We start from the raw sequence: 12,023 nt of genomic DNA on the forward strand, positions 1-12,023 counted from the left end.
CATCGGGAGAATCCCATGGACGGCATGAAAATCGACCGCCTCGACGAGGTGCTGAAGTCGATCAGCGGGCTGGTGCAAAAGGAAGTGCTGGTCGGCGTGCCCGACAGCACTGCCGGCCGGAAGGACGAGGGCGAGCCGCTCAGCAATGCAGAGATCGGCTACATCATGGAAAACGGCTCGCCGGCCAACAACATACCGGCGCGCCCGCACCTGGTGCCCGGCGTGCAGGACGCGCGCCCGCAGTTCGAGCCGCAGCTCCAGAAGGGCGTCGAAGCGGCTCTCGATGGCGATCTGGAGCAGGTCGAGCGCCGGCTGAAGCTGGCCGGTCTCGCCGGGCAAAACGGCGTGCGTGCGAAGATCAACAGCAACATCGCTCCCGAACTGGCCGATTCAACGCTGGCCGCCCGCCGGCGCCGCGGCGTGACGCGCGAGAACACGCTGGTCGACAGCGGTCAGTATCGCAACGCGATCACATACGCGGTCCGCAAGAAGTAGAATTGAGCGAGAGGCGGCCACGCTGAATTCGTACGGAGGGTGGGACTTGAAGGTTTTGAAACTGACGGGCGCATTGCTCGATTACTGGGTGGCTAGGGCTGAGGGTATCGAAGCCGAACGTCTTTCTGTCCGGCTTACACCGGAGGTCGTTGAGGATGCGTGCATCCGCGACGACATTTTCAAATTCAATCCGTCTGAGAGTTGGACGCTGGGCGGCCCGATCATCGAGCGCGCGCACATTGGATTCGCGCAGATGTTCTTCCGGGGCCCCCCCGGTGGTTGGACTGCCTACGTCAATGCGCGAGGTACCGTGGTAGGTCTGGATGGAGATTTCGATGCAGACGGACCGACACAACTGATCGCTGCCATGCGGGCCTACGTCGCCTCGAAATTTGGTAATGAGGTTCCAGACGCGCCAGCTTGAACTGACAAGTTCAACGTAAGCACGGGCAATCCCCCTGTGTATCGAAAAAACCCGCTTCGGCGGGTTTTTGCATTTCTGGGGTATCGCATGGCCTTTCTTGACGTAACCGACGTTCTGCTCGATCCGGATTTCATGGACACGGGCCTGATCTGCAATCGCATGACGCAAACGGTCGACGGCCACGGCCGAGCTCAGAACACCGCGGCGTCGACGTCATTCGCGGCCGTCGTGACGAGCGACAAGGGCGACATCCTGCACCGGAATGCAGACGGGAGCCGAATCATCGGCTCGATCACCCTGCACACGATGTTCCGGCTGATCGACGGGAGCGCGGGTTACGACGCCGACGAAGTCGTGTGGGCCGGCCGCACATACACCGTCGTCAACGTGAACGACTACTCGCACTTTGGCCGCGGCTTCGTCTGCGCGACGTGCGACCTGAAGCCTCTCTCGGGATGACCCCATGAACGACAGCTCGACCGGCGGATACCTGGCGCCAGCCGTCGATGCGCCGCCGGCCGAGGACGACGCCCTCGACGATCTGGTCCACGACCTGATCGCGGGCACCACGGCGCTGCCGCCGGACCTCGTGCGGCCGCGCTGGCAGCCGACCGTGCCGAAGCAGCCTGAGCCGTCCGTCGACTGGTGCGCGTTCGGCGTACAGGAGCAGGAGCCTGACGCCGGGCCAGCGATCCAGCACGACGGTACCGGAGAGGGGCACGACACGTACATCCGGCATCAGGACGTCGATGTCCTCTGCACGTTCTACGGGCCGCGTGCGAAGGGTTACGCACAACGGCTCGCCGACGGGCTCGCGATCCCGCAGAACCGCGAGCAGCTCCAGCTACAGGACATGGCGTTCGTAGGAGTCGGCCCTATTCGGGCGGCGCCCGACCTGGTCAACCAGCAGTGGGTGCGGCGCTACGACATGACCGTGACACTGCGCCGCAAGATCACCCGGACCTACGCGGTCCTCAACCTCAAATCGGCCACCGTGGCGACGACGACCGACTCGTCGACGCCGGTGGCCGGCATTTCGAACATCCACTCGTAGGGGACCAGCATGTCCAACGGATTGCCGGTATCGCGCCTGATCAACGTGACGATCAACCTCGCCGCGCTGGCGGCGCAGGGCGCGAACATGAACACGGGGCTGATTCTCGGCCCGTCCGCCATCATCGACACCAACGAGCGTGCCCGCTCGTACGGCGGCATCGATGAGGTGACGGCCGACTTCGGCACGAACACGCCGGAGTACTTCGCGGCCGCGCTGTATTTCAACCAGGTGCCGCAGCCGCAGCAGCTGATGATCGGTCGTTGGGCGAAGACCGCCACCTCCGGATCGCTTCGTGGCGGCGTGCTGTCGACGGCGCAGCAGGACATGACCGCCTGGAAGGCGATCACGGCGGGCGCCTTCAATATCGCGATCGACGGCACCGCGAAGACGGTCACCGCGCTCGATTTCTCGGCGCAAACGAACCTGAACGGGGTCGCGACGGTGATCAACGCGAAGCTGACCGGCGCGACGATCGCATGGAATGGCTCGCAGTTCGTGGTGACGTCGAGCACGTCCGGTACCAGTTCGACCGTCGGGTATGCGACTGCACCGGGCAGTGGCACGGACGTCTCGTCCATGCTGGCCCTGACCAGCAGCCTCGCAGGTACGCCTGCGGCCGGCATTGCACCGGAACAGCCGGTCGATGCTGCTGCGGTGTTCCTCGACCGCTTTGCGAATCAGTTCCTTGGCCTCGACTTCGCTGACGCGTCGATCACGGATGCGCAACATCTTGCCGTCGCGGCGCTCATCGAAGCCGATCAGCGCCATATCTACGGCATCACGACGCAGAATCCGCAGGTGCTCGACTCGACCGTGTCGACCGACATCGCGAGCAAGCTGAAGGCGCTCAACCTGAAGTACTCCATCGTGCAGTACTCCAGCTCGTCGCCGTACGCAGTGTCGTCGCTGCTTGGCCGGCTGCTGACGGTGAACTTCAACGGCAACAACACGACGATCACGCTCATGTTCAAGCAGGAGCCGAGCGTGGCCGCGGAGCAGCTGACCAGCACCCAAGCGAACACGCTGCAGGCGAAGAACTGCAACGTCTTCGTCAACTACAGCAACGACACGTCGATCATCCAGTACGGCGTGACGCCGAGCGGCCTGTTCGCCGACTCGGTCTACAACGCGATCTGGTTCCGCAACCGCATCGAGAGGGACGTCTACAACCTGCTGTACCAGAGCCCGACGAAGATTCCGCAGACCGACGGTGGTAACGCGCAGATCGCGGCCACGATCTCCGCTGCCTGCGAGGCGGCGGTGAACAACGGGTATCTGGCGCCCGGCGTATGGAACTCGGCTGGCTTCGGCGCGCTGAACCAGGGCGACACGCTGGCACAGGGCTACTACGTCTATGCGCCGCCGATCGCGACACAGTCGCAGGCCGATCGCGAGGCGCGCAAGTCGGTCACGTTCCAGGTCGCGGCGAAGGAAGCCGGCGCGATCCACAGCGTCGACATCCTCGTCAACGTCAACCGCTAACAGGGGCATCTCAACATGACGACTTACAGCTTTCAGGACGTCGCGTCGACGATCGTCGGCCCGGGCGGCGCGTTCTCGCTCGGCTACGGCGAAGCGACTGCGGAAGAAGGCATCACGATCGTGCGCGCGGGCGACAAGAACACGATGACGATCGGCTCGGACGGCGAAGGCATGCACAGCCTGCATGCCGACAAGTCCGGGCAGGTCACGCTGCGCTACCTGAAGACCGCGCCGATCAACGCGAAGCTGATGGCGCTCTACGACGCGCAGTCGCTCGACAGCCGCCTGTGGGGCAAGAACCTGATCGAGGTTCGGCAGACGGCTGCCGGCGACGTGCTGACCGCGCGCAGCTGCGCGTTCAAGAAGGCGCCGGACCTGAAGTACGCGAAGGACGGCGACATCGTCGAATGGGTATTCGACTCGATCAAGATCGACAACATCCTCGGGACGTACTGAGCATGACGACCGAAGTTCAACTGAACGGCTCGCGGTACGTGATCGGCAAGCTGAGCGCGATGCAGCAGTTCCACGTGTCGCGGCGCATCGCGCCGATCATCCCGCCGATGATCCCGGTGCTGATGAAGTTCTATGCCGAGCTGGAGCAGGCCGACCTGGCCCGCGAGCAGGCGCGCGCGAACGCCGCGCTCGCGGCATTGGCCGCAGGTGCCGAGGGCGAGGAGGGAGCGGAAGCGCCGGCCGCCGCGGCGCCGGCATCCACGGCCGACCGTTCGCGGGATCTGCTGTCGATGGTCGACGCGATCGCACCGGTGCTGCAGCCGTTCGCCGACGCGCTGGCCGGCCTGAAGGACGAGGATGCCGAATATGTCTTCGGCACGTGCCTGTCCGTTGTCGAGCGCTGGCAGGGCGCCGGCTGGGCGAAGGTCTGGAACATCGCACACAAGACGTCGATGTTCGACGACATCGGCATCGACGTGATGTTGCCGCTGGTTGTGCGCGTCGTGGTGGCGAACCTCGGCCCTTTTATCAGCGGGCTGCTTACCAGCCAAGCGAGCAGCCCGGCGGCGACGTAGGCTGGATCCGCACGCTGCCCGGCGGAGAGGATTGGCTGCTCGCGCCCGTGCACGCGCAGATGTGCCGGTACGAGTCGCTTCTCGACGGAACGCTCGGCCTGGCCGACGTCGCGCTCATGAACGATTCACTCGCCGTCCGGGCGGACAACGAAGCGGCGTACCGCCGCAAGATGGAAAGAGAAAATGGCTGATTCGGTCGTCATCCGCGAGTTCCTGGTCGCGCTCGGCTTCAAGGTCGACGAGAAGGGCCTGAAGAACTTCAAGGAAGGCGTCGAAGGCACGACCAAGGGCGTCAAGCAGTTGATCGCGACGGTGTCCGGCGCGGCGCTCACGGTGAGCGCGGGCGTTGCCGCATTCGCGTCGAAGCTCGAGCGCCTGTACTTCGTGTCCCAGCGCACCGGCGCGTCGGCGACCAACCTGCGCGGCTTCGAGTTCGCTGCGCGCAACATGGGCGTCTCGGCCGAAGCGGCCACCGGCACGATCGAGAACCTTGCGCGCTTCCTGCGCAACAACCCGGCGGGCGAAGGCTATCTCGCGACGCTCGGCTTGCAGACGCGGAACGCAAACGGCGAGCTGCGCGACACGGTCGACATCATGTCCGACCTCGGGAAGTCGCTCGCGAACAAGCCGACGTGGCTCGCGAGCCAGTACGGCAACATCCTCGGCATCGACGAGAACCTGATGCTCGCGATGCGCAACGGGGACTTCGAGAAGCTCCTCGTGCAGTACCGCGAGATGTCGAAGTCGACCGGCCTGGACAAGGCGGCCGACGACTCGCACCGCTTCATGACGCAGTTGCGCGGGCTCGGCACGTCGTTCGAGAATCTCGGCATCCGCGTCGAGGGCGCGATGCTGCAGAAAATCGGGCCGCAGCTCGAACGGTTCCAGCGTTGGATGGACGAGCACGGCGACGAGATCGCGAACCGGATCACGGACATCGCCAACGCGGTCGTGAAGGCGGCCGCAGCGATGGGGCCGCCGCTGGCGTGGCTTGCGGACAAGTTCGTCGAGCTCGATCGGGGCACTGACGGCTGGTCGACGAAGATTATGCTGCTCGGCGTGGCGCTGAACGCGCTGGGCGTATTCAAGATCGCCGGAGGCATCTGGAAAATTGTGGGAGCGCTCCGCGCGGGCGGCGCGGCGGCCAGCGGCGCAACCGGTCTGCTTTCTGCGATGGGCGTCGAGCTGGCAGCCCTCGCGTCGAGCGCGGCGGCGGTCGGTGCTGCGTTCCTCGGTTGGAAAATTGGCGACGGCGTGCGCGACCAGATCGACGGTCTGATCACGAAACTGTCGGGCGGCCGCTTTCGCTCGTTGTGGGACATTCTCACGCTCAAGGATCGGCGCGGCCTCGACTCGACCGGTGGGTACACACAGGCCGAAATCGACAGCGTGAAGGATGGAGGCGGCGCGAAGCTGACGCCTGAGCGCGCCGAACCATCGCGGCATCCCGTTCCGCCCTCAACGGCTGCGCCCGAGCCCACCCCGGCGCGGTATGACGAAAATCCGCCGGCACCGACGCCGCAGTCCTCCAACACGCAGAATCCGGCGCCGCAACCTGTTCTGGTACCGATGCCGTCGCCGCGGATCGAGCGCGTTGCCGCTCGGGACGACGGCGGTCTCGCCGCCGGTCTTGGTCAGCTCGCGAACACGGCGTTCGGCAAGCTGATTTCGCGCGGCGAAGGCGACTACAACAGCGTGAATCGCGGTGCGCGCGGCGGTTACCGTGCCGGTACCGAGAACCTCGAAGGCATGACGCTGGCGCAGGTGATGGCGGCGCAGCGCGCCGGACAGTTTAACGCGGCGGGCCGATACCAGATCATCGGCAGCACACTGGCCGAGGCCGCGCGCGGGTTGAAGCTCAACGGGTCCGAGATGTTCGACCGGAAGCTGCAGGATCGGATCTTCGAGCAGTACCTCGTGCGCAACAAGCGCCGCGCGATCGCCGACTACGTCGAAGGTCGTAGCGACGACCTGCGCGGCGCTCTGCGCGCGGCGTCGCGCGAGTGGGCGAGCGTCGCAGACCCGGATACCGGTCGCAGCTACTACGCCGGCACGGGCAACAACCGTGCGAGCATCACGGCCTCTGAGATGGCGGCCGCGCTGCGGAACACTCGCGCGACTTACCAGCCGCCGGCCGCGCTAGTCGCGCAACCGGCGGCGCGCGGCGCCCCGGCGAAGGTCGAACTGCACCAGTCCACGCAGATCCACGTGATGGGTACGGCCGATGCCTCGGCGGCCGGCCGTGCGGTCGAGCGCGAGCAGCGCGCGGTGAACGCCGATATGGTGCGCAACCTGCAGGGGGTGATCGCATGATCCTCGACATGATCATGATCTCGCCGAAGAAGATCGGCAGCATCACGGTGCAGGTCGCGATCGAAGAGGTGTACAACGACGAGCTCACGATCACCGAGCATCCGGTTGAGCAGGGGGCGCAGATCACCGATCACGCTTTCAAGCGGCAACCGGATCTCTCGATGCGGTGCGGCTGGAGCAACGCCGACTACGAGGCACTGCTCGGCGCGGCAGAGGCGACGTTCGACGGCGGCGGCCTGCCGTCTGCGCAGTACGTCAATGCGATCTATTCGCAGCTCCTCGCGCTGCAGCAGGCGCGCACGCCATTCGACGTCACGACTAGCCGCAGGACCTACCAGAACATGCTGCTTCAGGGCCTGCGGCTCACCACTGACGAGAAGACGTCGAGCGCGCTGATCCTGACGGCGACGCTAAAGCAGATCCGCATCGTGTCGACGCAGGTGACGAAGCTGCCGCCGCGCGAGGACCAGGCCGATCCGGCATCGACGGCCGAGACCGGCAACGGCGGTACGAAGGCCGCCGTGCCGGCGACGCCGGCGCCAGGCGGCGCGGTACCGCCGGGGAGTATGTGATGCCGAGTTTCTTCGAGATTCCTTTTTCGCCGCGCCCGGAGCGCTTCACCGTGACGCTGAGCGGAACCGACTATCGCCTGACCGTCCAGTACCGCAAGGCCGGCGGCGCGGGGTGGGTGCTCGACGTCGCGGACGCTTCGGACAACCCGCTGGTATCGGGCATCCCGCTGGTGACCGGTATCGACCTGCTCGGTCAGTACAAGCATCTCGGGTTCCAAGGGCGGGTGTGGGTGCAGGGAGCGGCTGATCCGGACGACGTTCCGACGTACGAGGATCTCGGCATCGGGTCGCACGTTTTCTGGGTAACGGATCAATGAGCGTTCAGCAATTCGGCCGGAAGGTATCGTTGATCATCGGCTTCGACACCGGGGAAGCGCTCGACCTGTCCGAGCTGAGAATCGTGTTCCGCGTCCAGCGGGGCGACCTGCAGACGCCGAATTCGGCGCGAATCCGCGTCTACAACGTGTCCTCGACGACGGCGCGGCGCGCGCAGAAGGAATTCACGCGCGTTGTGTTGCAGGCCGGCTACGAGGGCAACTACGGGATCATCTTCGACGGCCAGATCAAGCAGGTGCGGCGCGGGCGCGAGAGCCAGACCGACACGTTCCTCGACATCACCGCGGCGGACGGAGACTCGGCGTACAACTTCGCCGTGGTCAACACGACGCTCGCGGCCGGCTCGGTGGCGAGCGACCACGTGTCCGTCGCGACGGCGGCCATGGGCCCGTATGGCGTGTCGCTCGGCTACATGCCGAAGGTGACGTCGAACCCGCTGCCGCGTGGGAAGGTGATGTTCGGGATGGCACGCGATTTCCTGCGAGGAATCGCGAAGACCACGCAGACGGTCTGGAGCATCCAGGATGGGAAGGTTGTGCTGGTGCCGGAGACGGCGTACATGCCAGGCGAAATCCCTGTGATCACTTCCGCGACTGGCATGGTCGGCCTGCCGCAGCAGACGGCGAACGGCATCGAGGTGAAGATGCTACTGAACCCGAGCGTAAAGATCGGCAGGCTGATCTGGCTGGACAACGCGAGCATCCAGCAATACGAGTACAGCCTGAATGTCGGCCAGCAGGCCGAGAACGAGCGGATCGAGATGCAGGCGAAGCTGCAGGACGATGGCTTCTACTACGTGATGCTCGCGGAGGTGAGCGGCGATACGCGCGGCGAAGAGTGGTACACGAGCGTGATCTGTCTCGCGGCCGACGTCACCGTGCTGCCCGACTCGTTCAAGGACAAGGCAGCGGTGCCGTCTGCAGACGTGATCAAGCGGTTCGGCTAGCGGCCGTAGGTTGGCAGGGCCCTGATGGTCATCGTCGTGCTTTCGCCGTTGCGCTTCACGTCGGCGCGCGCGAGCACATTGAGCGGCATCGACTTTGTGGGCATCTGCGGCACGACGATCACGGCGTCGCCGTCGATCGACGCGCCCCAGCAACCGATGTCCCACACACCGCGGTAGGACTCGTAGCGCCGCATGTTCTTCGCGTTCGCGAGCGGCAGTTCGCACTTCTTCGTCGTGTACAGGATCGTCGGGAATTCGTTCTCGACGGTCGCGCCGACTTTCATGCCGGCGAACGGGTAGACGTAGGCGTCATCGGCGACGGCGGCGAGCGGCGCGAGCAGCGCGGCTGTCAACAGCAGTTTTTTCATCTTCATTCCATGGATCGACGTGAAAGGGTAGGCGACCCGGAGGTCGCCCTGCGTGAAGCGTTCGACGGCGTGCGCGCGGGCATCTGGACAGCATTGCCCGGCATCATCCAGTCGTTCGAAAGCGCCGCCGACCGGCCGCCGACGTGCAGCGTGCAGCCGGCGATCAAGGCGCAGGTGCGCGGCATCGATGGCACGGTCCAGAGCGTCGCGCTGCCGCTGCTGGTCGACTGCCCGGTCCAGTTCCCTGCTGGCGGAAATTGTACGTTGACGTTCCCCGTGGCGCCGGGCGATGAGTGCCTTGTCGTGTTCGCCTCGCGCTGCATCGACGCCTGGTGGCAGTCGGGTGGCGTGCAGGAACAGGCCGAGCTGCGCATGCACGATCTGTCGGACGGGTTCGTGCTGCTCGGCTTTCGATCGCGTCCGCGCGCGCTCGTCGGCGTCAGCGGCACCTCGACGCAGCTGCGCAGCGACGACGGCGCGACGTACATCGACCTGAACCCGACGCTGCAGAAGGTGAAGATCGTGGCTCCGGGCGGCTTCGATGTCGTCGCGCCGCTATCGACGTTCTCGGCGGCCGTGACCATCACAGGGATGCTGACGTTCGTCGGCGGCATGGTCGGCAGCGCAGCAAGCGGTGCTGCGGCCGTGTTCAACGGCGTGATTCAGTACATCGGGCAGGTCTTCGCGAACGGCAAGCGCGTCGACGACACGCACACGCACTCCGACCCGCAGGGCGGCAACACCGGCCCGGTCAACTGAGATTCTCATGCGATACCGAAAACTCGACGCTGACGGCGACTACGTCTTCGGCGGCGGCGCGGCCGACTTCCTCGTCAACACGCCCGAGACGGTCGCTCAGGCCGTGCTGACGCGCCTGCGCTTGTTGCGCGGCGAATGGTTCCTCGACAAGACGGCCGGCATGCCGTGGGCGACCGACGTGCTCGGCAAGTACACGAACGGAAAGTACGACGCGGCAATCCGCACATGCATTCTCGGCACGCAGGGCGTGACCGAGCTGACGAGCTACTCGAGCACGGCCGATCCTGAGACGCGCGTGCTGACCGTCACCGCGACGATCAACACCATCTACGGCACCACCACGGTACAGGCGACACTGTGACTATCACGACCCTTGCACCCACTATCGACGCGAACGGCATCAGCGCGCCGACGTACGCTGACGTGCTGGCGTTCCTGCAGGATCAGTACCGCTCGATCTACGGCGCCGACACATACCTGGAGCCGGACAGCCAGGACGGCCAATTGCTTGGCGTGTTCGCGAGGGCGATCAGCGACGTCAACTCGGTTGCTATCGCAATCTACAGGTCGTTCAGCCCCGCCACGGCACAGGGCGACGCGCTGTCGAGCAACGTCAAGATCAACGGCATTGCGCGGAAGGTCGCGTCGTATTCGAGCGCCGACCTGGTGCTGATCGGCCAGGCCGGCAAGACGATCACGAATGGCGCGGCGAAGGACGCCAACGGCGTGCAGTGGATGCTGCCGGCAACGGTGACGATTCCGCCGAGCGGCTCGGTCACGGTCACGGCCACATGCGCGACGATCGGCGACATCTCAGCGCGCGCAGGCACGATCAACCAGATCGCGACGCCGGCGCTTGGCTGGCAGTCGGTGACGAACCCGGCCGATGCGGCCGAGGGTGCGCCAGTCGAATCCGACGCAGTGCTGCGTCAACGGCAGACGGTATCGACTGCACTGCCATCGCTCACGGTACTCGACGGCATCATCGGCGCTGTCGCGAACGTTCCGGGCGTCACCCGGTATGTCGCCTACGAAAACGACACGAGCGCGACCGACGCCAACGGTATTCCGTCGCACTCGATTTCGCTCGTCGTCGAGGGTGGGGACGCGACAGCGATCGCGAACGCCATCGCGGCGAAGAAGACGCCGGGCGCTGGCACGTTCGGCACGACGTCGATCGTCGTCGCGGACATCTACGGCCGGCCGATCACGATCAATTTCTTCCGGCCGGCGTCCGCTCCGACTGCGGCCACCGTAACGATCAAAGCGCTCACCGGCTACACCAGCCAGACGGGCCAGCAGATTCAGCAGGCCGTGTCGGACTACATCAACGGCGTGCAGATCGGCGGCGGCCTGTCCGGCAGCGTCGAATGGGGTGACGCCCTGACCGCGGCGAACAGCGTCGGCGGTGGGGTGACGTTCAAGCTGTCTGGGCTGACGCTCACTGGGCCGCGTGGCGCCGGCACGCCGGATGTCGCGCTGCTGTTCAACGAGGCGGCGTCGTGCGCGCCTGCGAACGTGACGCTGGTGGTGACCTGATGGCTGACCTTACCGAATACACCGGGCTGATCACGTCGGAGCACCGCGACAAGCCGCGGTTCATGGCGACGGTCAGCGCGCTTGTGCAGCCTCTCGTCGACCAGATGAACCTGATCGAGAGCATGCCCGGCAAGTTCGATCTGGACGTCGCCGTTGGTGACCAGCTCGATACGGTCGGTTTGTGGGTCGGTGTGTCGCGGAAGATTCGTACGCCACTGACGGGCGTCTATTTCTCGTTCGATATCGCGGGCCTTGGCTTCGACCAAGGCACTTGGAAGGGGCCGTTCGACCCAGATACGGGTCTCACGGTGCTCGACGACGACACATACCGACTGGTCATCCGCGCGAAGATCGGCGCGAACCACTGGGACGGGACGCTCGAGCAGAGCGCTGCGATCCTCAACAGCATCTTTGATGCGGACACGCACGTGTTCATCGAGGACCACCAAGACATGTCGATGACGATCGGCATAGCCGGAACGGTGCCGCCGGCGACGTTCCTCGCACTGCTTTCCGGCGGATACATCCCCCTGAAACCCGAGGGTGTTCGGGTTAACTACACGATCGTCACGACCGTCGATGGGTCGCCCCTGTTTGGATTCGACATGAGCAATCAGCTCGTGGCCGGGTTCGACGTCGGAGCCTGGAGCAGGCCCGTCTAACCGCCAATCGGATTGTCTTCAAGCCACCTTCGGGTGGCT

Annotated in this window: 17 protein-coding genes; 16 read left to right on the forward strand and 1 reads right to left on the reverse strand. The window is 65.2% G+C overall.

Features of this window, described 5'->3' with window-relative positions:
- Positions 1–15 precede the first annotated feature (15 nt).
- The 12 genes from HWX07_RS31020 to HWX07_RS31075 all read left to right on the forward strand — a co-directional run bounded on the left by HWX07_RS31020 (position 16) and on the right by HWX07_RS31075 (position 8,656).
- Positions 16–495 (forward strand): hypothetical protein, encoded by a 480-nt coding sequence (locus tag HWX07_RS31020; protein ID WP_175878896.1) that lies wholly within the window; start codon positions 16–18, stop codon positions 493–495.
- Between the two features lie 46 nt (positions 496–541).
- The gene (locus HWX07_RS31025; RefSeq protein WP_175878897.1) at positions 542–919 is read left to right on the forward strand and encodes a phage protein NinX family protein; all 378 of its coding nucleotides are present in this window, start codon (positions 542–544) and stop codon (positions 917–919) included.
- A gap of 87 nt (positions 920–1,006) precedes the next feature.
- Positions 1,007–1,378: a hypothetical protein gene (locus HWX07_RS31030; RefSeq protein WP_175878898.1), complete on the forward strand. Its 372-nt coding sequence runs from the start codon at positions 1,007–1,009 to the stop codon at positions 1,376–1,378.
- 4 nt (positions 1,379–1,382) lie between these two features.
- Positions 1,383–1,973, forward strand: coding sequence for a hypothetical protein (locus HWX07_RS31035; RefSeq protein ID WP_175878899.1), 591 nt, complete (start codon positions 1,383–1,385; stop codon positions 1,971–1,973).
- A 9-nt stretch (positions 1,974–1,982) separates the two neighbouring features.
- The gene (locus tag HWX07_RS31040; protein WP_175878900.1) at positions 1,983–3,458 is read left to right on the forward strand and encodes a DUF3383 domain-containing protein; all 1,476 of its coding nucleotides are present in this window, start codon (positions 1,983–1,985) and stop codon (positions 3,456–3,458) included.
- Positions 3,459–3,473: 15 nt separating this feature from the next.
- Positions 3,474–3,914 carry a phage protein gene (locus tag HWX07_RS31045; protein ID WP_125333141.1) on the forward strand — a complete coding sequence of 147 codons (441 nt, stop codon included), beginning with the start codon at positions 3,474–3,476 and terminating at the stop codon, positions 3,912–3,914.
- Between the two features lie 2 nt (positions 3,915–3,916).
- The gene (locus tag HWX07_RS31050) at positions 3,917–4,489 is read left to right on the forward strand and encodes a phage tail assembly chaperone (RefSeq protein ID WP_175878901.1); all 573 of its coding nucleotides are present in this window, start codon (positions 3,917–3,919) and stop codon (positions 4,487–4,489) included.
- 47 nt (positions 4,490–4,536) lie between these two features.
- Complete coding sequence (locus HWX07_RS31055; protein ID WP_009917279.1) at positions 4,537–4,680, forward strand: hypothetical protein; 144 nt, start codon at positions 4,537–4,539, stop codon at positions 4,678–4,680.
- Positions 4,673–6,802 carry a mannosyl-glycoprotein endo-beta-N-acetylglucosamidase gene (locus HWX07_RS31060; protein WP_175878902.1) on the forward strand — a complete coding sequence of 710 codons (2,130 nt, stop codon included), beginning with the start codon at positions 4,673–4,675 and terminating at the stop codon, positions 6,800–6,802. Before HWX07_RS31055 ends, HWX07_RS31060 begins: the two co-directional genes overlap by 8 nt.
- Positions 6,799–7,374 (forward strand): phage baseplate protein, encoded by a 576-nt coding sequence (locus HWX07_RS31065; RefSeq protein WP_175878903.1) that lies wholly within the window; start codon positions 6,799–6,801, stop codon positions 7,372–7,374. Before HWX07_RS31060 ends, HWX07_RS31065 begins: the two co-directional genes overlap by 4 nt.
- A complete protein-coding gene (locus HWX07_RS31070; RefSeq protein ID WP_175878904.1) occupies positions 7,374–7,691 on the forward strand; it encodes a hypothetical protein in 318 nt (105 codons plus the stop codon). Before HWX07_RS31065 ends, HWX07_RS31070 begins: the two co-directional genes overlap by 1 nt.
- The gene (locus tag HWX07_RS31075; protein WP_175878905.1) at positions 7,688–8,656 is read left to right on the forward strand and encodes a hypothetical protein; all 969 of its coding nucleotides are present in this window, start codon (positions 7,688–7,690) and stop codon (positions 8,654–8,656) included. Before HWX07_RS31070 ends, HWX07_RS31075 begins: the two co-directional genes overlap by 4 nt.
- Here the strand turns inward: HWX07_RS31075 and HWX07_RS31080 are convergent.
- Positions 8,653–9,030 (reverse strand): hypothetical protein, encoded by a 378-nt coding sequence (locus HWX07_RS31080; protein ID WP_175878906.1) that lies wholly within the window; start codon positions 9,028–9,030, stop codon positions 8,653–8,655. The two genes, HWX07_RS31075 and HWX07_RS31080, sit on opposite strands and share 4 nt — an antisense overlap.
- A 3-nt stretch (positions 9,031–9,033) precedes the next feature.
- Here HWX07_RS31080 and HWX07_RS31085 point away from each other — a divergent pair, with 3 nt between their 5' ends.
- From HWX07_RS31085 to HWX07_RS31100, 4 genes are read left to right on the forward strand one after another with little or no spacing between them, the layout of a single operon-like run.
- Positions 9,034–9,783, forward strand: coding sequence for a Gp138 family membrane-puncturing spike protein (locus HWX07_RS31085; protein ID WP_175878907.1), 750 nt, complete (start codon positions 9,034–9,036; stop codon positions 9,781–9,783).
- 7 nt (positions 9,784–9,790) lie between these two features.
- The gene (locus HWX07_RS31090; protein WP_175878908.1) at positions 9,791–10,144 is read left to right on the forward strand and encodes a hypothetical protein; all 354 of its coding nucleotides are present in this window, start codon (positions 9,791–9,793) and stop codon (positions 10,142–10,144) included.
- On the forward strand, positions 10,141–11,322 hold the full coding sequence (locus tag HWX07_RS31095) for a baseplate J/gp47 family protein (protein WP_175878909.1): 1,182 nt from the start codon (positions 10,141–10,143) through the stop codon (positions 11,320–11,322). The genes HWX07_RS31090 and HWX07_RS31095 overlap by 4 nt, the downstream gene beginning before the upstream one ends.
- A complete protein-coding gene (locus tag HWX07_RS31100; RefSeq protein ID WP_175878910.1) occupies positions 11,322–11,984 on the forward strand; it encodes a DUF2612 domain-containing protein in 663 nt (220 codons plus the stop codon). The genes HWX07_RS31095 and HWX07_RS31100 overlap by 1 nt, the downstream gene beginning before the upstream one ends.
- The last annotated feature ends 39 nt before the right edge of the window (positions 11,985–12,023 follow it).

Origin of the sequence: Burkholderia sp. BCC0097 (assembly GCF_902832985.1) — a bacterium.
GTDB classification, from domain to species: domain Bacteria; phylum Pseudomonadota; class Gammaproteobacteria; order Burkholderiales; family Burkholderiaceae; genus Burkholderia; species Burkholderia orbicola.

Excerpts from the sequence above, each read along its gene's own strand:
- HWX07_RS31045 (WP_125333141.1), top strand. The coding sequence starts at position 3,474 with ATGACGACTTACAGCTTTCAGGACGTCGCGTCGACGATCGTCGGCCCG.
- HWX07_RS31080 (WP_175878906.1), bottom strand. The coding sequence starts at position 9,030 with ATGAAGATGAAAAAACTGCTGTTGACAGCCGCGCTGCTCGCGCCGCTC.
- HWX07_RS31090 (WP_175878908.1), top strand. The coding sequence starts at position 9,791 with ATGCGATACCGAAAACTCGACGCTGACGGCGACTACGTCTTCGGCGGC.
- HWX07_RS31060 (WP_175878902.1), top strand. The coding sequence starts at position 4,673 with ATGGCTGATTCGGTCGTCATCCGCGAGTTCCTGGTCGCGCTCGGCTTC.
- HWX07_RS31100 (WP_175878910.1), top strand. The coding sequence starts at position 11,322 with ATGGCTGACCTTACCGAATACACCGGGCTGATCACGTCGGAGCACCGC.
- HWX07_RS31030 (WP_175878898.1), top strand. The coding sequence starts at position 1,007 with ATGGCCTTTCTTGACGTAACCGACGTTCTGCTCGATCCGGATTTCATG.
- HWX07_RS31070 (WP_175878904.1), top strand. The coding sequence starts at position 7,374 with ATGCCGAGTTTCTTCGAGATTCCTTTTTCGCCGCGCCCGGAGCGCTTC.
- HWX07_RS31075 (WP_175878905.1), top strand. The coding sequence starts at position 7,688 with ATGAGCGTTCAGCAATTCGGCCGGAAGGTATCGTTGATCATCGGCTTC.
- HWX07_RS31050 (WP_175878901.1), top strand. The coding sequence starts at position 3,917 with ATGACGACCGAAGTTCAACTGAACGGCTCGCGGTACGTGATCGGCAAG.
- HWX07_RS31085 (WP_175878907.1), top strand. The coding sequence starts at position 9,034 with ATGGATCGACGTGAAAGGGTAGGCGACCCGGAGGTCGCCCTGCGTGAA.
- HWX07_RS31020 (WP_175878896.1), top strand. The coding sequence starts at position 16 with ATGGACGGCATGAAAATCGACCGCCTCGACGAGGTGCTGAAGTCGATC.
- HWX07_RS31040 (WP_175878900.1), top strand. The coding sequence starts at position 1,983 with ATGTCCAACGGATTGCCGGTATCGCGCCTGATCAACGTGACGATCAAC.
- HWX07_RS31035 (WP_175878899.1), top strand. The coding sequence starts at position 1,383 with ATGAACGACAGCTCGACCGGCGGATACCTGGCGCCAGCCGTCGATGCG.
- HWX07_RS31065 (WP_175878903.1), top strand. The coding sequence starts at position 6,799 with ATGATCCTCGACATGATCATGATCTCGCCGAAGAAGATCGGCAGCATC.